14 protein-coding genes are annotated in these 23,861 nt (G+C 26.7%); 4 read left to right on the top strand and 10 right to left on the bottom strand.

The window, feature by feature from the left end; genetic code table 11:
- Positions 1 to 415 precede the first annotated feature (415 nt).
- The 8 genes from acs to MarbSA_RS09745 all read right to left on the bottom strand — a co-directional run bounded on the left by acs (position 416) and on the right by MarbSA_RS09745 (position 20,626).
- Positions 416 to 2,368, bottom strand: a complete 1,953-nt coding sequence (gene acs, locus MarbSA_RS09780) for an acetate--CoA ligase (protein ID WP_054834971.1) — start codon at positions 2,366 to 2,368, stop codon at positions 416 to 418.
- A gap of 561 nt (positions 2,369 to 2,929) precedes the next feature.
- Positions 2,930 to 4,594, bottom strand: a complete 1,665-nt coding sequence (locus MarbSA_RS09775; RefSeq protein ID WP_221061528.1) for a putative glycoside hydrolase — start codon at positions 4,592 to 4,594, stop codon at positions 2,930 to 2,932.
- 782 nt (positions 4,595 to 5,376) lie between these two features.
- Positions 5,377 to 6,267 (bottom strand): tetratricopeptide repeat protein, encoded by an 891-nt coding sequence (locus MarbSA_RS09770; RefSeq protein ID WP_221061527.1) that lies wholly within the window; start codon positions 6,265 to 6,267, stop codon positions 5,377 to 5,379.
- 22 nt (positions 6,268 to 6,289) lie between these two features.
- Complete coding sequence (locus tag MarbSA_RS09765) at positions 6,290 to 10,507, bottom strand: right-handed parallel beta-helix repeat-containing protein (protein ID WP_221061526.1); 4,218 nt, start codon at positions 10,505 to 10,507, stop codon at positions 6,290 to 6,292.
- A gap of 14 nt (positions 10,508 to 10,521) precedes the next feature.
- A complete protein-coding gene (locus MarbSA_RS09760) occupies positions 10,522 to 11,322 on the bottom strand; it encodes a pseudomurein-binding repeat-containing protein (RefSeq protein WP_221061525.1) in 801 nt (266 codons plus the stop codon).
- A 709-nt stretch (positions 11,323 to 12,031) separates the two neighbouring features.
- Entirely contained in the window at positions 12,032 to 14,125 is a 2,094-nt protein-coding gene (locus MarbSA_RS09755) for a putative glycoside hydrolase (RefSeq protein ID WP_221061524.1), read from the bottom strand.
- A 762-nt stretch (positions 14,126 to 14,887) separates the two neighbouring features.
- The gene (thsA, locus tag MarbSA_RS09750; protein WP_054835204.1) at positions 14,888 to 16,546 is read right to left on the bottom strand and encodes a thermosome subunit alpha; all 1,659 of its coding nucleotides are present in this window, start codon (positions 16,544 to 16,546) and stop codon (positions 14,888 to 14,890) included.
- A gap of 1,326 nt (positions 16,547 to 17,872) precedes the next feature.
- Positions 17,873 to 20,626 (bottom strand): autotransporter outer membrane beta-barrel domain-containing protein, encoded by a 2,754-nt coding sequence (locus tag MarbSA_RS09745; protein WP_221061523.1) that lies wholly within the window; start codon positions 20,624 to 20,626, stop codon positions 17,873 to 17,875.
- A gap of 833 nt (positions 20,627 to 21,459) precedes the next feature.
- Here MarbSA_RS09745 and MarbSA_RS10460 point away from each other — a divergent pair.
- The 4 genes from MarbSA_RS10460 to MarbSA_RS10455 all read left to right on the top strand — a co-directional run bounded on the left by MarbSA_RS10460 (position 21,460) and on the right by MarbSA_RS10455 (position 22,474).
- Complete coding sequence (locus MarbSA_RS10460) at positions 21,460 to 21,585, top strand: hypothetical protein (RefSeq protein WP_280636257.1); 126 nt, start codon at positions 21,460 to 21,462, stop codon at positions 21,583 to 21,585.
- Positions 21,586 to 21,695: 110 nt separating this feature from the next.
- Positions 21,696 to 21,968 carry a hypothetical protein gene (locus MarbSA_RS09740; RefSeq protein WP_221061522.1) on the top strand — a complete coding sequence of 91 codons (273 nt, stop codon included), beginning with the start codon at positions 21,696 to 21,698 and terminating at the stop codon, positions 21,966 to 21,968.
- A complete protein-coding gene (locus MarbSA_RS09735) occupies positions 21,856 to 22,389 on the top strand; it encodes a hypothetical protein (protein WP_054834876.1) in 534 nt (177 codons plus the stop codon). Before MarbSA_RS09740 ends, MarbSA_RS09735 begins: the two co-directional genes overlap by 113 nt.
- Positions 22,343 to 22,474 (top strand): hypothetical protein, encoded by a 132-nt coding sequence (locus MarbSA_RS10455; protein WP_280636256.1) that lies wholly within the window; start codon positions 22,343 to 22,345, stop codon positions 22,472 to 22,474. The genes MarbSA_RS09735 and MarbSA_RS10455 overlap by 47 nt, the downstream gene beginning before the upstream one ends.
- Positions 22,475 to 22,600: 126 nt before the next feature.
- Here the strand turns inward: MarbSA_RS10455 and MarbSA_RS09730 are convergent, their stop codons facing one another.
- The gene (locus tag MarbSA_RS09730) at positions 22,601 to 22,774 is read right to left on the bottom strand and encodes a tetratricopeptide repeat protein (protein WP_156314594.1); all 174 of its coding nucleotides are present in this window, start codon (positions 22,772 to 22,774) and stop codon (positions 22,601 to 22,603) included.
- A 34-nt stretch (positions 22,775 to 22,808) separates the two neighbouring features.
- Positions 22,809 to 23,699, bottom strand: a complete 891-nt coding sequence (locus MarbSA_RS09725; protein ID WP_054834874.1) for a tetratricopeptide repeat protein — start codon at positions 23,697 to 23,699, stop codon at positions 22,809 to 22,811.
- Between the last annotated feature and the right edge of the window lie 162 nt (positions 23,700 to 23,861).

Genomic DNA, 23,861 nt, shown 5'->3' with positions numbered 1-23,861 from the left:
GTAATTTATAATATTGATTAATTTCAACTTTATTATTAAAAATATTCCTGATATTTTTAAAAATAATTTAGTTAATTTATTTAATTATTTAATTTTTTAATCTTGTTAATCTAAAATTATTTAATATATTTGATAATATATTTATGATATTACTAATATAAAAAGTTTTGGTTTGCCTAAAATTAGCATGTAATAATTATATAACCTTTATAATCTTGCAAAAAAGTTACTATATATAATTAATACAAGTAAATTAATTAAATATAACTAAATGAAAAATTTAGAGAATATATAAGGAAATCAAGAAATAAAAAAGAAAAATAAAAAAAGAGAAAAAATTAAATCTCCCTGAAAATTTTAATAAAAAATAATTTAAAAATATTAAACAAAAAAATATTACCTATTAATCTGTTTTTTATAAATCATCTAATGTAGAAGTATCACCTAGGTCTTCACCAGCTTCTTTAGCTTTAAGAATTCTTCTCATTATTTTTCCACTTTTTGTTTTTGGAAGACTATCTACAGATACCATTTCACCAAGAACAGCTACTGGGCCAAGAGAATGTCTAACATGACGTTTTAATTCTTCTCTTAACATAGTATTAGAACCATCTTTAAATGGTAAATCTAAATCATAGCCATTATTAAGAATTAAAAATGCTTTAATAAGCTGTCCCTTAACAGGATCCTCTTTACCAATAACAGCTGTTTCATTAACAGAAGGATGACTATTAAAAGCACTTTCAACTTCAACAGCCCCTACTCTATGACCAGCAATCTTTAAAACATCATCAGATCTTCCTTCAATCCAAATATAGCCATCTTCATCCATACGAGCCATATCACCAGTTTTATAATATCCATCTGGGAAATGATTCCAGTAAACTTCCTCAAATCTCTCTTCATCATTATAAAGAGATCTAAACATTGAAGGCCATGGTTTTGTAATAACTAAATAACCTTTCTTACCTTTTTTAACTTCGGCACCTTCTTCATCTACAATAGCTATATTAACACCAGGCAGAGGTTTTGTAGCTGAACCTGGTTTTAAATCAGCTACTGGCATTGGAGCAATCATATGCATACCAGTTTCTGTTTGCCACCAAGTATCCATAATAGGAGTTCTGCATTTTCCAATCTCTTCATACATCCATTTCCATGCTTCATAGTTTATTGGTTCACCAACACTTCCAAGAATCTTTAATGAATCAAGATTATAAAGTTTAGTGTATTTTTTACCAAATCGCATTAAATGTCTGATAGCTGTAGGTGCAGTATAGAATTTAGTAACACCATATTTTTCAACAATTTTCCACCATACACCAGGATCTGGGAAGTCTGGAGCTCCTTCATAAATTAATGTAGTTGAACCTAAAAGTAGTGGAGCATAAATAGTATAGCTATGGCCAGTAATCCAACCAGCATCTCCAGTTGACCACCAAAGATCATTATCATGAATATCAAAGACATTTCGAAGTGTAGTAGCTATTCCAACCATATACCCACCAGTAGTATGTAAAACTCCCTTTGGTTTTCCAGTACTTCCAGAAGTATAGAGAATAAATAAAGGATCTTCAGCATCCATTACTTCATTGTAGCAAGAATCACCTTCACCTTCAATTAAACGTTCATAAAATATTTCATTTCCCCTAAGGTCTGCTACATCATTATATCGGCCAGTATGGTTTACAAGTACTACTGTTTGAACAGTTGGACATTGTAACATAGCTTCGTCAATAACAGATTTGAGGTTAATGATTTTTCCACGCCTATATGTTCCATCAGCAGTTATCACAACTTTAGATTTAATATCATTGATTCTTTCAACTACTGCTACTGATGAGAGTCCTGAATAAATAGCACTGTGAACTGCACCAATTTTTGTACAAGCTAACATAGATATAACTAGTTCTGGACACATTGGAAGATACATTGAGACAGTATCTCCTTTTTTAATTCCTAAATTAAGAAGAGCATTAGCCATTTTATTTATTTCACGATAAAGTTCATAGTAAGTTAGCTTAATTTCGTCCCCACGTTCATTTGTATAGAGAATAGCTATTTTATTTCTTTTTTCTGTTTTAATCCATCTATCAATAGCATTGTAAGCGAGGTTTATTTTACCTCCAACAAACCATTTATAATACGGTTTTTCACTTTCATCGAGAACTTCATCCCATTTTTTAAACCAGTCCAATTGTTCTGCTTCCATTGCCCAGTATTTCTCGATGTCTTCTCCTTTTTGAATTTCTCTATCCCAATCTTTTACAATAGCTCTTTCTATTACTTTATTATTCGGTGAAACAACTTGATCTCCATTATGATTAGCTAATTTTTGCTGATCAGTACTTTTTTCAGTTTTATCCATTTAATCAACTCCAGAGATTATGTAAAGACTATAAAGATTATATATTATCTTAATTTTAGATATAATTTTTATAGAAATTTTAATCAAAGATTTTTTAAGGATTCATATCTTAAATATTGTATAGTTAGATTGCAATATTCATATTGAAATATTAAAATTTAGTTTTTATAAGCTAATCATAAATACTAATTTTAATATTAATTTTAATACTAATTTTAATACTAATTTAAATATTAATTTTAATATTGATTTAATATTAATTTAAAATATTAATTTGAATATTAAATTAAATATTAATATTTATTTTTAATCCTTAAAATTTTTTAATCTTCAAAATTTAATTTTATTTATATTATATCTATAATATGTCATTATAGAATATATAAATTTTATGATGATTAATCATGATAATTAGATTTTTCTGTTGATAAATATTCCAAAATAAATAAACAAAAAATAAGAAGTAAATAAAAAATAACTATAAAACAAGTGAAAATAAAAGTTAAAAAGTAGTAAAAAACTGAAAAATTAAAAATAAAAATTTTAATTTAGTATAAAAGTCTAATACACACTTAAAAAATTAAAAAACTTTGTTAAACCCCATCTAAATAATCCTATTCCATCAGCTCCACCACTTAAAGAAGCTTTAGAATCTTTAGATAATGCATTAATAGATAACGGATTAATGTTATTATCACTTACATAAGTCTGTAAACCACTCCAAATACGAGCTCCACCAGAATTTTTAACAAACCATTTAGTAGTAGAAGTTATCCAACTGCTAGGCTTGTCATAATTACCCTTATAAATCATTGGAGTTATAATATCCAAATATTTGCCCATTTTAGGAATGTTTTGACCATAATAATAAGCATTAGATGAAGTTTCAGGCATTACAGCCGCTGAAAGAAGAATGTTTGGATTATATTTATTAACTTGTGTTTTAGCTTGACTTACAAATTTAGTAATGGCCTTTTCACCAGTAACTCCATTAGAATAATTATATTTATAAGCATTTCCAGGATATCTAAGATAATCTAAATGTATTCCTCCAATATAATCCATGCGAGAGTAAGTTTTTATTTTAGATAAAATCTTATTAAATTGAGCAGTATTATAAGTTTTTTTACTAGTGTCAACAGGATTTATCCATTTACCATTTGCATAAAAACATTGAATCCATAAATGAGTCTTTATTCCTTTACTAGCTGCATTTTTAGCCCAGTTAATAACAGTTGATTTTCCATATTGAGATATAGCTACTTCATGTAAGAAAACATTACCTATTCCTGACTCAGCTAACTTATTTAAATTAACATTATAAAAATCCCTACTTTGTATCCAAATAGCATTTTTATTAGGAACACTTTTTGTTTTAGAGTTTCTAACATAATTAGGAATATATTTATTTATTTTATTAGAGCTACTAATCTTTATATTTACAGATTTAGGAAGCTTTTTATAATAATAATCATATCTTAAGATCGATGAAAACATATAAACAGCTGTCTGATACTGGATTTTACTACCTTTATTAGTAGTAATATAATTTGGAACTTTTTTATACTTATTGATATAGTTACTTGTCTTTAAACTATATTTATAGTAATTTGATAAAGAAATTTTAGATTTAATAGTCTTACCAGAAGGTTTCGTTGGGTTTTTAACATTATATTTTACAGTAACACGAGAATTAACCTTTTTCTTTTGATATTCAACTGTTTTTGTCATTAAATAAGTAAACTCTGGAACAGAGTATCTATATCCTTCAACAGTTACATATTTAGGTAATTTCTTATTTTTTGAAACATAATTCTTAAGATTTTTAGATGATTTTAGAACACCTTTTTGAGAAACTGTTTTAGGAGACCCTAAAGAACTAAGTTTTGCCTTAGAACTTGGAGAGACTTTAGAAGCAGCATGAACTGTATTAACACCTTTTGAATGAGAATTTTCATTACTTGTATTTAATACTTTATTATCTCCAATAATTTCACTATCTACAATAAAAGGACTATTTTTAAAATGATTATTTTTAAGATCAATAATTCCTTGAGAAAAATCAAAATCATCATGATTTTCTGAATTAAATACTGAATTTAATGATAAAAAGAGAGCTAAAATCAGAAAAGAAACTAAAAAAATCTTAAAGATATTATTTAAGCTAAAAGATTTATTTTTAACATCAGAACTTCTTAATAAAAAACTAGAAGTATTTTTATACATATTTTTAAAATTTATTAAATTATCACTATTAAATTTCAAACCAAAAATATTTATACCGCCTACTAGCTAAAATTCTTGATTAAAATAAATATATAACTATATATTAATAAAATCAAGCAAATTAGCTATTAAAATTTTAATATTTGTTTAAATCTTGAATAATAAGAGTATTTTTAAGTATACTAATAGTAGCTAATATATCCAATTATAATATGGAAATTATTAGGTATATATTCTTATGATAAAAATATAAACATAGAAGAATCTTTATTTTTAATAAGAATACTTCATATTATTCATCTAATTTACATTTAAAAAGTATATAAAACATTATTAATAAAGATTACTCCAAAAATAACAAAAAATAGCTAAAATATTCATAATTTATGACTTAAAACAAAAAAATAATGTTAAAATATATAAAAATAATATAATACATGACTTAAATAAATAAAAACTTTAAAATTTATAAAAATTAATACTTAAAGATAAAAACCCTGTAAAACTATTAAAATTAAAATTAAATAGCATTAGATGTTCTAATCCGTAGATTAAAGGTTCAAATTCCTCCAAGTCAATCCAATATATTTTCACATTGAAAATATTAGCTAATATACCAAACAATAAAAATCTCTTAATATTTACCAATACTTAAAAATAATAATGAAAAGTACTCCCTTAAAAGAAAATTACAACTAAAAAAGTAATTATAATATAGTGTTAAATTAAAATAAATATTAGGTTAGTATAATACAGAAAAATATATTTCCCATCCTTAAAAATTAATTATTATTTTTAATCTTTTTTAAAACTTCTTCACGACCTTTTAAAGAATATTCATCATTAGGATTCAATTTTAAAGCTTTATCATAATATTTTAAAGATTCATCATAATTTTTTAAGTCAGATGATACTCTAGCCATATTAAATAATATAATAGCATTTTCTGATTCTAGAGTTAATGCTTTATCATAATACTCTAAAGCTTTATTATATTCCTTTTTATGATAATAAACCTCACCAACATTATTAAGAACACCAACATGCTTCGAATCTAATTTTAAACATTTATAATAAACATCCAAAGCCTCATCATAACAACCCACTCTATCCAAAATTATTCCTTTTTTCAATAATGCACTCATATTTTTCGGATAAAATTTCAAAGAGATGTTTAATGATTCCAATGCTTCTTTAAAATGGTTTAAACCATTCAATGCGTGTGCTTTAAAAAGCCATAAAGAATAATTTTCAGGATCATTATCCAAACATTTTTCGAACAAATTTAAAGCCTCATTAAATTTACATATTTCTAGAAAAACCAATCCTTTATTCATTAATGCATATTGATTTTCTGGATCAATTTTCAAAACTTTATTAAAAACACTTAATGCATCATCAAATTTTTTCATACCATAAAAAACCAATCCTTTTTGAACCAAAACATGAATATTATTCGTATCTAAAGACAAAGCTTTATCAAAATAATAAAGAGCTTTATCAAAATCCTGTTTATCGGAAAAAAGCACACCAATATTAAAATAATTATTTAATAAATCATGATTTTTTCCAATTAATCTTAAATATATCTCTAACGCCTTATCATACTCGCCAGAATCCCTATACTTCCTAGCTTTTTCAGAATTTCTTTTTAAAATAATATCTGAAAACATTTAAATTCCTCATTAATACTATTCACATATTTTTTATATAATTCACAAGATAATTCCAAGTGTGTTCTGGAATGACATTCATCAATGTAATAAAACTCCCAAACTGACCCAATCCAGTCCCAATTATGATTTTTGCACCACCTTGTGCAACTAAAGCAGGATTTTTTGTCACAATTCCTTCAAGAATATTGTTTCCCCCATTCACTAAATTATTTTTAGCTGCATTAAGTAACCTTAACAAAAACAATGTATCGTTTCCTTTAGGGCCACCCCCAATATTTTCTGGAAGTTTATTTGGATTTTTAGCATCATTCCATTCTAACCCATCATTCATTATTTTAAGAAATATTCCTGTTCTGATGATGTTTACGAATATTGGGCTTTCTAATGATGCCATTGATCCTGGAGGTAAACCAAGAATCTGGTCAATTGTAGGATTAATACTATATTTATCCATCAGCATGTCAAAAACATTATTATTCCTGTAATAATCAGCCAAATCATAAAGCCCCAAAACATCATAAGCATCAGCAAAAAAAGGCCTACATGCATCAATAACAATAGGAAGTATTATAACAGCACCAATAATAAGAGTAATTGGATTAGAAGCTAAAACTCCCACTATAGCCGAAGAACCACCCCCAGCTAAAGTAGCTAATGAACCCATTATCAAACCAAAACTACTACCAAAATTAATAGATGCATTACCCATTTTTTCCAAATCAATAAGAGGCTGACCACCACTAAGTATTCTTTGAGCATAATCCACTGCACCATCAGTTATAGGGCCACAATAACAAGGATAACCAAGAATATCACCACTAAATGCATCACGAACAATACCAGAAACTAAATCAATATACAAAGCACTATCTGGATTATTTTCTGTATAAACTACTAAATAACCATTACTATAATAACTCACTAATTTATCACCTAAAGCTATACTTTCAAGAATACCAAGGTTAACTGATCCTATCTCACTATTATTCCAAACATTATGCCCCACTAACTCTTCAACTAATGAAAAAGCAAAAGAACAAGTCATACGGAAATTATAAATATTTATTGGATCTCCAATAACATCCATTCCCATATGATGATCCATCTCACCAGTTATATAAGCCTTTTCAACTTCATTATTCATAGAAACCATAATTGGAGTAGTACGACTCCAACTAACATTAAAAGCATTGGCTGCTTGATCAGCAATACGATCATGCTCATAGATAACTAATAAAGCAGTTAAAAAAGTTCCATAAGCAGCCTTCATAGCACCAAAATTAAAACTATCTTTTTGAGACACCCAATAACTCAAAATTTCACTACTAATATTAGTCATTGCAACAGCATAAGACTTCATACCTTCAAAACCAGTATCATTACCCTCATAAATATTATTATCATAATATATATTTGCAATTCTAAGAGAAGGGTTTCCAGGTAGATTTAACTTTTCATCTTTTCTTGTCTCAGGATTAGTAATAATTATATTTGGAGGCTCATCACCATAATAATAAATACTATTTAAAATTACATCAACAAAATAATTATGATTACTAACTACAAAATCATACTCTTCATCAGAAAGCCCATAAATATTATACCTCAAATGATTTAAATAAATATCAATTATTTCAGAAGAAGTTAAAGAATCATCACCATAAGTCAAATAAGCATCAGATCCGATATAAAGATTTAAATCTTTAATAGCTCTGAAAACTTCTTCACGATAATCGTTCTTATACATAGAATAAGCATTGTTAATAATAGATTTAGTTAAAATCACTTCTCCATTATAAATTAAATCAACTGCAGCTGTGAATAAGCCTGTTTCTCTCCAAAGAAGTGTAACCCAAACTACAGAACCATTCATAGGTAAAGAATGAGAAAAGTTAAGATAAGTACCTGTTTCTTGATCAATAGCTGTTGAAAATAACATGAATTCCAAAAAAGGAATATTATCAAAAAAGTTATAAACCATCTGATTATCAACAAAAGCCATAACACCAGTCATATTACTATTAACTGATTGATCTATAGTTAATATTGCTGAAGCCTTTCCATCTTTAACAATAGCTGTATTAGTTATATTACCATATTGAGAAATAAAATCAACAATAGTTCCATCAGGAATATATCCTAAATTAGATATATATTCACCAAGATTATTACGAGTCATATCCAAAGTAATAATCATTTCATAAACTTTACCATCTACAATCTTATAAGAGCTAGGATAAACACTAGCTACAATCCAGGGATCCGCATATACAGTTGTATTACTTAAAAGTTCTATATCTATATTTTCATAATTTTCATCCCAGCCTACTAAAGGAGCACTATTAGTTCCCCACCAATTATTAGTAGCATTATAGCTACCTCCACCTAAATACAAATCTTTATAGTTATTTATAAAACTATTAAAGTTAATATTTTCACAAATAAATTCTACTGCATTTTTAGTTATTAATACTCCCACATCATTATCCTTAAAACTATTTTTAGTTATGTTAATATTAGTAGTTTGTTGTAAACGAAGAGCTGTATTAAGATTTATAAAAACATTATCTTGAATAGTTAAATTTGTTGAATAAACTGCCTTTATAGCATGACCCCAATGGATACTAGTTCTAAAATCAACAATATCAGCGTATCCAAAGAAATAATTACCATATATTAAAAAATTATCCACATATTCTAAATCTGTAACTGCAAATCTACCACCAATATAATCAAAACCATAATAATATCTACTGTAATCCCATTCTGTAGAAGGACAAGTGAAATTATTATTATAAATAAAGTAATTACTAGCATTAGAAATACGAATACCACTATTACCTTCTGGACCAATAGTATTAAAAGTATTATCTATAATCCAATTACCATAAGAAATATTATTTCCCTGATTAGATATATGTCTATAATTTTCAGTGAAATTATTTTCTAAGATTGTACAGTTTGAAACATCATTAATAAAAATAGCAGAAGACCTTGAATTATTCACCAGATTAAATCCACTAATAACAATATCATTTTTATTTAAAGTTATAGTTGGTAAATTAGTATCAACTGGAATAATATTTGTTTTACCATAACTTACTAAAATAACACTTTTATTAATTACAACATTTTCAAAGTAAGTGCCAGTTAAAACTTCAATTAAATGCCAATCAAGAGTCTCATCAGCATCAATCGCATCTTGAATTGCATTATAAAATAATCCAGTATTATAATTAATGATATTACCTGGTAATGATGGACTTCCAACAACAACAAATAAAGTTTTAACAGTTGTTTCATTACCTCCATTATCTATTCCTTTATACCTTATAAAATAATAACCATCATTCAAAGTTATATTAACTATATTACTACCATTTATAAACTCACCATGATTAATACTATACCAAACAGTCAAATTTTCACTATTAGATTCCAAAGTCAAATTTTGTGACTCATTATACCAACCATCAACAAGATTCGATTCCACATCTGGATAATAATAATCATCATAAGTCCAATTATCATCTGTTTCATTATCATCTGTTTCATTGTTTGTATTATTAATATTATAAATTATAGTTTGTATTGGACCATGATTTCCAGCACGATCAACTGCATAATAATCAATAACATATTCACCATTGTTTAACTTTATTTGAGCAAACTTAGCCTTCATCACCCAACTACCATTATTAATCTTATAATATAACATAGGATAAGTATCTAAATTATCACTAGCAGTCAATGTAATAGTTTTAGAAGAACTGTAATTTCCTTCTTCTAGATTATTATTAACAATAGGTGCAATTAAATCAATATAATATATCAATCTTTGAAATCCTTCATTATTACCATATTGATCATAAACCAAAAATTCAATAAGGTTTACTCCTTCATTTAAATTAAGTGTAATTGATTTAGTCTTATTTAATATTCCTCCTCCATTAATAGCATAAGCAATTATAGGATTAGGATCTAAATTATCACTTGCATTGATAGTTAAAGTTTTAGTTGAGTTATACCAACCTTCTTCTAAGCTTACATTATAAACAGGTGCTGTAATATCATAAGTAAGATTCAATGTTGTTCCAGGATTCGTATTTCCAGCAGCATCTTTAGCATAAAAACTAACACTATGGCGACCCTCAGTTAATCTAATAGTAGCACTCTTACTAGCAGTAATATAATTACCATTACCTACCATATAATACAAAGTAGGATTACTATCCATATCATCAACAACTGTTAAATTAAGAACACCATTGTAATAAGAATATCCAATACTTGGTTGATTACGGTCAATTTATAATTAACTGTTTTAACAGCTTCAGTATTACCTTTACTATCTTTTGCACGATATTTTAAAGTAAAATCACCATAATTAAAAGTTAATGCAACAGACTTAGTAGCAGAATAAGTTGAACCACCATTTACAGTATAATATATTTTTGGATTAGGATCTTTATTATCACTAGCTGTTAAAGTAACAGTTTTAGCTGTGTTATACCAACCACCATTTAAATTTCTAGAAGTAGAAGGAGGAGTAGTATCAACTGTAATTCCAGAAGAAGAAATTCCACTTACTAATGGGAACGACATCTCAGAAGGTAATGTACCATCACGTTCATAAGCATATAATGCTTTGGAAAATCCATAAATAAGGGACTCATAACGAATATTACCCACTGCACTACTTGCATAATTAGGCGCTTGACCATTACTCGAATAAAAACTATTAATATTCTTGGCAACAGTTATGTACTGAGATTTAGTAAGAGTTCCTTTACCAGTACCCTGAGGATTACTCGGAGCTTTACGACTAGGAATAGTACTACCAGCTTTATTACCATTACTAATTTTAACAACAGTATTAGTAAGCATATTCAAATAGTTTTCATCAGTAGCAGTTTTACCATTAATTTTTACTGATTTAGGAACTTTAGAATTCTCTTGAGTATACCTAAAAACATCCTCAGCACTACTCGCCATCTCATCATAAGTAAAACTCTCAGCAGAAACACCATTCATAAAAAAACATAGACACAATAATAAAATACCTATAAAAAAACACTTTTTAAACATATATAAACACAAACCCATTATAATAAATAATTTTTAAAAGTCCAAAATAATATGAACAATATAAAACCTAATTGATAAATTATCAATTAGCATTTATAAATATTTATAAAAAAACTAAAAAGAAAAAAATAAATACCAATAACAAACAAAAGTAATAAAGATATAATACAAAAAACCAAAAAAATAATAAAAACATATTACATTATAGATAAATATTGATTTTGGACCTCAAAAAAATAAAAATTTTTAATAAAAGAAAACAAAATTCCTCAAAAATCCATTAAAATAAGTTAAAAAACCTTAAACCCCATTAAATATCATCTGAGAAATCTTAAAAAATTAATGAATTTATTATAAAAAAACAATGATTAATGTAAATCATACCAAAATTTAAAATTTTATAAAAACTTAAAATAGCTAAAAATAGCTTAAAATTATCTTAAGATCAAGGGTTCAAATCCCTTCAAGTCCGTTCCCTACATTTAATTAAAGAATCAATAAATTACTAATTTTTAGAATACTTCAATTATTCTTACAGAAACCATTAATTAAATTATTAGTTTTAAAATAATTATTAATTTAAACTAATTGAAGTATAAGAATAAGTTATTGGAAGAAAAATTATTAAGTAACTGCTGAAAAAAATAATAAAAAATAAAAAGGAGGAATCTTACTATTTAATACCCAAAAGATTAAATAGATTAGCTATTCCCCATCTAAAGATAACTATACCATTTCCTCCACCATTTAAAACAGATTTACAATCTTCTGTTAATTCAGCAACTGTAAGCCTAGTTTTATCTTCATCTGAATGATAAGCATATAATCCTCCCCAAACTTCAGCACCACCAGAATTAGCTATATACCATTTAGTTGTTGATTGAATCCAAGCATTATCTTTACCATAATTTCCTTCATAAAGCATAGGAACCAAAACATCCAAATATTGACCTAATCTAGGAGCATCTTGACCATAATAAATAGCTGCATCATTTTTTTCAGGCATCAATGCTGCTGAAAGAATGATTTTAGGATTTATTGCTTTAACAGCAACTGAAAGTTGCCTTACAAATTCAGTTATAGCATCAGCACCATTTTTACCATTATCATAATGGAATATAGAAGCATTGTTACCACTAGTTCCAGGATATCTTAAATAGTCTAAATGGATTCCAGCTACACCACTAATACCAGCATAATACTTAGCTCTAGAAATTACTTTATTAAAGTAAGCCTGATTAAGAGTTTTACTAGATGCAATTATAGGATTAGTCCATTTATTACTTGTAGCATTATAAAATGTAGTAAACCAAATGTGTATCTTAAATCCTTTAGCTGTTGCATTTTTAATCCAATCTATAGCTGTTGTTGGGTAATTAAACATGTCTTCATGAATAAAGATATTTCCTATTCCATATTTACCAAGTAAATCTAAATCAACATTTTTCATATCACCAGAATGAACCCATATAGCATTCTTATTTGCAGACAAATTATAAGAAGGTGAATTGTTTGAGTTTGAAGAACTTCTAGAATATTTTGGAATATTTTTATTTAAAGCATTAGTTTTTGAAACACTTAGTGTAAGAGTAGAAGGTACATTTTTATAAGTATAAATATACTCTCCAATCCTTGCAAAACCATACACAAATGTTTGATACTGTATCTTACCAAAAGATGAACTTATATAATTAGGTATCCTACTATTACTATCAATATATTGAAAAGTCTTTTTAGCTAAAGAATAATAAGTAGACTTTGAAATTGTCTTTTTTATAGTAACTCCAGATGGATTAGAAGGATTTTTAACATCCCATTTAACATTAACAGAATTAGTATATTTTAAACATTTATAAGCAATAGCTTTTGAAACTAAGTAAGTATATTCAGGAATTGAAAATTTAAACCCTGAAATAGTTACATAATTAGGTAACTTCCCATAGTTAAGCACATAGTTTTTAACATTCTTTGAAGCTTGGAATATAGCAGTTTGAGAAAGTTTAGTTGATTTTCCAGCTACAATAGAAGATGATCCAGAAGAACCACTATTTGAACTAGATGAACTAGATGAACTAGATGAACTACTAGAACCTCCATTATAAACTGGTAAATATTTATTCATACTATGAGAAGCCTTAACATTGAAAGATAAAGAAGATGGAAGTTTACCTTTAACATAAATATAATTTAAAACTTTGTTAAGACCAAATATAGCAGTTTGATATTGAATTTTACCAAGCGAAGATGTAACAAAGTTTGGAGCTTGATTATTTTTTTCAATAAATGCAACTATATTCTTTGCATAAGAATAATATGTTTTAGAAGATATAGTTCCTTTTATATTATTTCCAGATGCCTTAGATGGATTTTTAACATTATACTTGACTTTAATACTTGAAGTAATTTTGTTATACTTATAAGTAATAGTCTTACTTAAAATATACATAAATTCACTCATAGAGTATTTATAACCCGAAATAGTCACATAACTAGGTAATTTACCATTTTTATTAATGTATTTATAAATCGAGTTTGAAGCAAGCAAAATGCTACTTTGAGAAAGAGTAGTTGGTTTATTATTCACACTGGTTGAAGTTTTAACAACACTTGATGAGTTTGAAGAAGAATTATTAGAGTTATTAATATTGTTATTGTTAGAACTACTAGAATTATTACTAGAATTAGCTGAACTGTTTAAATCAACACCATCCTCCGAATTTTCATTAGAATTTACAAGAAGAGATGGTGATTGGGGATTATTCTGCATGTTATCAACTAAATCATCAATATGGTTATTGTTAGATCCAGAATCAGTTGACTCACTAGCAAAACTAAAGCCACATGTTAAAAAAACTAAAACAAAGAATAATAAAAATATTTTAGCATATTTTGATTTTGAAAAATTATTAATAATATTACCTCACTTATATCTATTAAATTTTCATCTAACAGATTTACGTCCCCTAATTATGACCCCTCAAATTTAAACTCTTGAAAATTTAATATTAAATCTATTCAAGAATTTAAATAACCATAATTCTAAATCCGCCTCTAAACAATTTAATAATTAATTAAAGATTTATATATATTCGTTAAAATAAAAATTAGCTAAATATAAAATTAACTAAATATAAAAATTTTATTTAGATTTAAATTTTTAAATTTAAATAAAGAATATATTCTTTATTAACTAATAAATTTTAGAGTAATACTTATATGTTTTTTAAGTTATTTAAATATTCCTTAAAAATAACATAAACAATCATTTGAACAAGGTAATTGTTTATAGTAAGAAATAAAATTCTTTATATATTTATAAAATTATTACTAGAATTTTAGAAATAAAGTAATAATAAAAAAATAATAATCAATATTAAATCATATTTAATAATTAAAAATAAAATTTAAGAATAGAACAATTTAAGAATAGAATAATAAATAAAATTTAAAAGCCAAAAATGAATTTAATAACAGAAAAATGAAAAAAATAAGAATGAAAATATAAAATAGAGGACAATAATGTAATAAATTACATCATTGGAGGCATGCCACCCATACCGCCCATTGCACCCATAGGAGGCATTCCACTATCATCTAAATTATCATCCTTATCAACAGCTTCAAGAGCACCTCTTGCAGCTATAAGATCATCAATTCTTAAAATCATTTCAGTAGCTTCAGCAGCTGATTGGATAGCTTGTTTTTTAACTCTTTGAGGTTCAACTACACCAGCGACTTTCATATCAGTAACTTCACCTTCAAAGACATCTAATCCCATGAAAGCAGATTTTTCATGAGCAGCTCTTAAATCTGCAAGAATATCAATAGTGTCCAATCCTGCATTTTCAGCCAAGGTTGTTGGAACAATTTCAAGAGCTTCTGCAAATGAATTAACAGATAATTGTTCTCTTCCACTAATTGTTTCTGCATATTCTTTAAGTTGGCGAGCTATCTCTATTTCTGGAGCTCCTCCACCAATAACAACTTTTCCATCTTCTAAGGTTGCAGCTACAACACCTAAAGCATCTTCTAATGCTCTTTCTATCTCAGAAGTAACATGCCTAGTACTTCCTCTAAGAATTATTGAAACAGCTTTAGGATCTTTAGATTCTTCTATAAAAATCATCATTTGGTCGAATATTTTCTTCTCATATACGATTCCTGCTTCACCTAACTCATCTTGAGATAAATCATCAACATTTGTAATAATTTTAGCACCAGTAGCTTTTTCAAGACGATTCATATCAGACTTTTTAGTTCTTTTAACTGCAAGAATTCCAGCACGAGAAAGATAGTGTAATGCCATATCGTCGATTCCTTTTTGACAGAACAATACATTAGCTCCAGAAGCAATAACCTTATCAATCATTTCACGGATCATCTGTTCCTCATTATCTAAGAAAGCTTGCATTTGAGAAGGACTAGTAAGGTTAATCTTAGCATCAGTTTCTAAGTCTTTGACTTCTAAAGGATATTTTAATAATGCGATTTTAGCATTCTTAACCTCTTTAGGCATATTAGGATCAGCTTTACCTTTATCAACAAGAATACCATTAACAATCTCAGATTCATCTACACTAGCACCTGAAACTCTTTGAATATTAATGTTTTTCTTATCAACTTCACCATCTTCTTCAACTTTAAGAACAGCTTCAACTATAAGTTCAGCTAATGGTTTTTTAGCTTTTTCTGAACCTTTTCCAGTCATAGCAGTCATAGCTACATCTATTAGAGTATCTTGATCTTTAGAATCGATAGATATATCTTCAAGGATTTCATAAACTTTGTTTAAAGCTTGTCTATAACCTCTTACAACAGTTGTTGCATGGATTCCATCATCTAAAAGTTCTTCAGCTTTTTTAAGAAGTTCTCCAGCTATAATAACTGCAGTTGTAGTTCCATCTCCAACAACATCTTCCTGATTTTTAGCTATCTCAACAAGCATTTTAGCAGCAGGGTGAGCTATATCCATTTCACGAAGAATAGTTACACCATCGTTGGTAATAACTACATCACCCATACTATCAACTAACATCTTATCCATTCCTTTTGGACCAAGAGTAGTTCTTACAGTTTCAGCTAAAATTTTTCCAGCCATAATATTCATTCTTTGAGCATCTCTACCAAGGAAACGTTGAGTATCCTCTGGCAAGATAAAAATTGGTTGATTACCATTATACTGCGCCATAATTTCACCTAAAAATTATAAAAAATTAATTATTAAAATTAATTATTTAAATTAGTTATTTAAATTAGTTATTTAAATTAGTTATTTAAATTATTTTTTAATCAAAATAATCTTTATTTAAAATAACTTAAAATATTCATAATATATATTTTCATAGTATATATTGAAAATATATACAATTACACAACTTATATAAGCTATGTACAACATATAAAAATTTAATTAATCTATGAGTTTATAATATTGAGTATTATCTAATATGAGTATTATACAATAGAATATTAGCTAATAAATGTTGTATTGTCTAATAATTTTTAACAAAAAATTAGAATCAACAGATTAAAATACAAGATATATAACTCACAATAATATAAATGGGTTTGAAGTTATATAAATAGCTATTGAAAAATTAATATACTTCATAATACATGATATTATAATTGTAATGCTAAGTAATACTCAATGAAATATCTAGTTATTTATATGTTTTATTATCTATAAATATTTATTAACTATAACTAATTTATGAAGTTATTTTATTAATCTATTTTATTAATTCATATAATTATATAAATAAATGCTGGTTAAACGCTTTATTTAAGTAACAATTTAACTAAATAATAATAAAATACTTATATGCCAAAATCATTGATAATGGTGGAGTATCATGAGAATCGAGGTAAAATCGTTATTAATAACTATGATTATTACCCCTATATTAGCAGTGACGTGTTATTATTATAAAGAACCATATGTTCTATTATATTCAACACTATTTTTCTTATTTTCATTCATATCATTTATGGGTTTTTTTAGAAGTAAAACTAAACTACAAAAAATACTTATAATATTATCACTTGCTTTACTAACAGCCTATAATTTAAAGTATATTGATAGTATTAATATAATTGAAGATTTAATTTTATATACTTATTTTTTTATTACTAGTATGACATTTATACGTAATGAAAGAACTTTTAAGATAAACAACCTACTTTCAATAATTTTTATAATAATACTAATACCAATAATCATAACTAATAAAAGAAGTGACTTATTATTAATACTATTAATAATAGTAAGAATAATCTTAAGAATTGATATAATCCATACAATGAAAAAAAGAAACATTAAATTGTATTAAATAATCAATTGTTTAAAAAAATGACTATTTTAAAATTAAAAAATCTAAAAAAAATATATATAATAAAAAATACTTTTATAGTTAAAATCTTGATTATAAAACTTCTATAATAACATCCATAATAAGAAAAGTAAAAGGAGAAAAAAATTAAAAACTCTCCCTTAAAAAAGAATTACAATTTTTTATAGTCTTTTTCTGTGTGTTACTAGTATTTTCATTTTAACTTGTTTTCCAACACCTAAATTCTTAACTTGAACCTTTAAAATCCTAGATTTAGTAATAAACTGATACTTAACAATTTTACTAGTCTTAGACAATTTCTCCAAATACCAATTCTTAAAATACTTAACATAATCCTTAGAACCTAAAGCAGATCCCACATTTTTAATAGTGTAAACTTTACTATAAAGATTAAAACCTCTATACTTACCCACTTTAACAAGCTTAGAAATCTTAACAATACCAATCTTAACTTTCCCAACTACCTTAAAAGTCTTACTAACATTAAAACCAAGATAATCATTATTACCATCAAAAGAAACCTTAATGGTGGACTTACCTGCCTTTTTCGGAGTATAGGAAAGTTTCCAAACACCAAGACTATTAGTAGTAACCTTATAAGTTTTACCATCAACAATAACACTAATAATCGTATTAGCCAATGGTTTACCACCACTAGTCAAAACACCAGAAACAGTAATCGATTTTCCTACTTTAACATTACTTGGAATATTAATACTAGAAGTAGTAGCTAACTTACTAACATTAAAAGCCTTATTTTCAACAAAACCAACATACCGACTATCACCCTGATAAAAGAGAGATAAATTAAAGACACCAGAATGTTCAGAAGTATAATTTAAACCCCAAACACCAACAGAATCAGTAGTCACATTAAAAGACTCACCACCAACAATAACTTCTAAAATAGCACCAGATATTGTATTATTATTCTCATCAGATAAAACACCAGAAATTAAAACTGTTTCATTAACCTTAATATCTACAGGAATAACAATACTAGAATTACTATCCAACTTACTAACATTAAAACTAGTACTATTATTAAAACCAGTGTAATTATCATTACCAGCCCAGTTAACACAAGTAAAGAACTCACCACCATGAATCGGAGCATAAACAAGACTCCAAACACCACTACTATTAGTTGTCACATTAAAAGACTCATTACCAATAATAATTGTCATTTGAGCATTATCTATAGGATCACTATTAACATCAACCAAAATACCACTAATAGTAATATTTTCATCAACTTTAAAATCACCAGAAACATCAATAGTAGAATTAGTACTATTTTTCAACACTTCAAAGGTTGTACTATTAGTAAATGCTGCGTAATTATTATTACCAGAATAATTAACAGTTACTGTGATGTTTCCTGTCTTGTTAGTAGTATAATTAAAACTCCAACCACCAGTACCATTAACAGTAACTAATTGAGTGTTTCCATCAACAGTAACATTCACACTACCAATACCAGTAAAATTAGCCAACTGACCTGTAATAGTAGCATTAGTACCAATTTGAACATTATCCACAAGAATAGTAGAATTAATATCCAACTTACCTGCAGAAAATGTAAAACCTACATCCTGACTATCCAAAGTCGCAACAAAAACATTATCACCACCAGACACAGTCCAAACATCAGTAAAATTACTAAAATTATCAACAACAAAAGTCTGATTATTATAAGTACCATTCACCACAAAATAAGGCAAATACTCAACACCACCATTAACAAGAGAAGTATTAAGCACTAAAAACGCAAAACTAACATCATCACCAAATTTAACATTATCCAAACTAGTAAGATTAGTAACATTCAAAATATAATGATTAACCGTATCAATACCCAAAGTTTTACCAGTTATATCATTAACACCCCACCAATTATAATTAAAACTACTATTATCATTAAAACCAGTAATATTCACACCAGTATTAGCTATAATACGATTATACCAGACAGTAACATTAACCAAAGAACCATTCTTAAGACCACTGAAATTCAAACCAGCATTAGTAGCAAAGATATTATTACCCCTGATAATAAAATCAGTCACATTAATAGCACCACCACCATTAACAAAATAAAAACCACTACCAACAGTAACATTAACAGTATTATTCAAAAACAAAACACCACTAACATTACCACCATAAGAATAAACATACACACCATACTCCCCTCCAGTAATGTTGTTGTTGGCGAAGGTTATATTGGTGTTGTTGCTGCTGTATGCATACAGATAAACACCTCGTGATGTTCCTGTGATGTTGTTGCCATCAAAAGTCAAATTATTAATACCCTTAGAATTAATACGAACACCATTAGAATTACTAGTACCATTACCACGTATACTATTATTAATAAAAGAAACAAAAGAAATAGCCATACCATTACCATTAACAAAAACAGCACCATAATTACTATTACTAACAGAAGAAACAATAACATTATCCTCAATCAATATATTCGATAAATTACCACCAGAACCACTAATATTAATACTAACACCACTAGTAGTAATATTATTACCAGTAACCATTAAATCACTACTATTACCAACAATAGCACTAGTATAACCAGTGATAGTTAAATTAACAAGCCTAACATTAGATGCAGTGATATTAAACAATATAACTGATCCATTGATCTTAACATTACTACTATTACCTTTTATAGTAGCATTACGAGTAACATTAATCTGACCCAAAAAATACTCACCATCATCAAGATTAATAATCACCTCATCAGGAGTACTATTATCAATAACACCCTGAAAACTACTATTTGTAATATTACTACTACTAAAATAATACTCATCTGCACTAACACTAGACAAACCCAAAAGTAACAAGAAAACTAGTACCAATACAAACGAAACAAAAAACTTATTCTTAAACATAAATAATTCTCACTCCTATTAAAATTATAAACAAAAAAAAAAGCACAACAATAAATAAACACTCACTATTAAATGAACACTCACTATGCACTTTTTATAATAAATATAAAAAAACTACTATAAAAACCTTACTACTACAAAAAAAAGTGAAAAAACAATAGCCACCCCCCCCCCCGCAAAAATAGTGAAATAGCTGTTTAAAAAATAAAAAAAGAAGAAAAACAAGAATAACACAAAAACAAGAACAAAAAACAAAATAAAAAAATAACAACTAAAAAAAATAAATAAAAAACTCTAAACCAAAATATAACAAATATAAAAACTTTAAAACAATATAAAACTATTATAATAATATAATAAAGCTAAATAAACAATAAAATTAAGTAAAAATAACAAAACAAGTAATATAAAATAAAAAAATAATAAGAAAAACTAAAAAATAACAGCTAAACACTATAAACATACAGAATATAAAAAACTAAAATAAAAAAAATAAAATTACAATATCCTCAAAAACAAAATAGCTGTTATCAAACACCACCATATATAAAACAAAAAAATACTCAAAGAAACTACAACAAAGATAAACCACTACAAAAGAACAAAAACGATTAATAATAATAAAAAAGAATAAAAATAAAACAAAACACTAAAACAAAGAACAATATAACATCTACAAAACAAAAAACAACTAATAAAAAAACAAAAAACAACCAAAACAACTAAAACACCAAACAAAGAACAACAAACCACCCAAACAATAAAAAAACAACTAATAAAAAAAGAAAAAAAACCCAAAAAATAGCTCAACAACATCACAGGAACATCAAGCAATGGTGTTTCTCTGTATGCATAAAGCGATAACAACACAACCATATAAACAAGACAATACAACAACTCACAGGAACATCACGAGGTGTTTATCTGTATGCATACAGCAGCAACAACGCCACATATAAACCAAAGCCAATAAAATATCACAGGAACATACTATGGTGTTTATCTGTATGCATACAGCGATAACAACATCCCATATAAACAAGACTACACAACAACATCACAGGAACATATGGTGTTTATCTGTCTGCATCCAGCAGCAAAAATACCACATATAACCGAAACTACACAACAATCCACAGGAACATACTATGGTGTTGAGCTGTATGCATACAGCGATAACAATACCAATAAATCAAAGCCAAAAATAACAAACACAGGAACATACTACGATGGTGTTTATCTGGAGGCATACAGCAGCAACAATACCACATATAACCAAGACAATACAACAACTCACAGGAACATCAGGCAATGGTGTTTATCTGTATGCAGACAGCGATAACAACACATCATATAACCAAGACAATGCAGCATCACAGGAACATCAGGCAATGGTGTTTATCTGGGTGCATACAGCGATAACAATACCACATATAACCAAGATTACACAACAATTCACAGGAACATCAGGCTATGGTGTTGGTCTGGATGCATCCAGCAGCAAAAATACCACATATAACCAAAGCCTAACGATATCACAGGAACAGACTATGGTGTTTCTCTGGCTGCATACAGCGATAACAATACCAATAAACCAAGCCAATAACATCACAGGAACATACGCATCTGGTGTTTATCTGTCTGCATACAGCAGCAACAACGCCACATATAAACCAAAACCATACAATATCACAGGAACATATGGTGTTGATCTGTATGTATACAGCGATAACAACACACCATATAACCAAAACCAAAAATAACAAACACAGGAATATACTACCAAGGTGTTTATCTGGAGGCATACAGCAAGCTACAACAAAAAAAAACACTACAACACCTCAGTGAAATGTAAAAAATCTAGCACTCTAAAAAACTTAACAATTCTAATCTTAAGATCAAGGGTTCAAATCCCTCTAAGTCCGTTTTTTATTTAAAAACATCTAATACCTATGCACCATAATATTGGAAAAATTAATCATTGTTCTTAATCTTTTTTAAAACTTCTTCACGGCCTTCCAAAGCATATTCATTATCAGAATCTAATTTTAAAGTTTTATTATAATAGCCTAAAGAGTTTTCCAAACGATTTAGTTTACATAACACTAAAGCTTTATTATTTAAAATAATAACATTATCAGTTTCCAAATCTAGAGCCTTATCATAATATTCTAAAGCTTTTTCAAATTTTTTTTTTATGATAATATACTTCACCAATATTATTAAATACATCTACATTTTCAGAATCTAAATTTAAACATTTATTATAAACTTCTAAAGCCTCATCATAACACTTCATATTATCTAAAACAACCCCAATGCTTATCATAATATCTAAATTATCAGGATCCAAATCTAAAGCCTGATTGTAATATGATAAAGTTTCCTTATAATATCCCTTTTTAAATAAAATATTACCTTTATTGAATAACACTTTATAATTATTTTTATCATTTTTTAAAATTTCATCATAAACATTTAATGCATCATCAAATCTCTTTAATTTAGACAAAATAAGTGCTTTTCCAAAAAGTAAAGAATAATGACTAGGATTCAAGCTTAAACCTTTATCACAACATTTTAAAGCTTTATTAAACCTTTTCAATTTATCAAAAGTCATCGAAAGATTATTTAAATAACTAATATTTTTTTTATCTAAATTATAAGCTTTTTTATAGTAATTTAAAGCTTTTTCAAAGTTTTGTTGTTCATAGAATATTGTGCCTTTAGTATTAAAAATCATAGAATTATTAAAATCATTATTTAAATTTTCATTTAAAATATTTAATGCTTCTTCAAACCGTTTAAGTTTCATTAAAGAGAGAGATTTTGCAGTTAAACCATTAATATCAGTAGGATTTATATTTAAGTACTTATCAATATAAATTAATGATTTTTCAAATTTTTTCATCTCATAAAAATTCTTAGAAAGATGGAAATAAGATTCAATAACTTTATAATTTTTTTTTATCAAACTTTCAAATATTTCAGAAGCCCTCTCATAATTACCATTATTTTCAAACCTTAAAGCATTATTAAAATCTCTTTTTAGTTTTAAATTATTAAATAACAATTTCACACCTTCTATATTTTTTTATATTATAATCAATACAAACCTATCATCAAAAAAATAGTCAGGAAAAACACTTTTTTATCAAAAAAACTAACTAAAGAGAATTTATGTTATAAATGATAAATTTAGTTTTTCTTCCTATTAATCCGATTTTTACTAAAA

Source organism: Methanobrevibacter arboriphilus, from assembly GCF_019669925.1.
In the GTDB taxonomy this organism is placed as follows: Archaea; Methanobacteriota; Methanobacteria; order Methanobacteriales; family Methanobacteriaceae; genus Methanobinarius; species Methanobinarius arboriphilus_A.
Note: the sequence above shows the minus strand (reverse complement) of the source record. Positions and strands in the feature narration are given on the sequence as shown.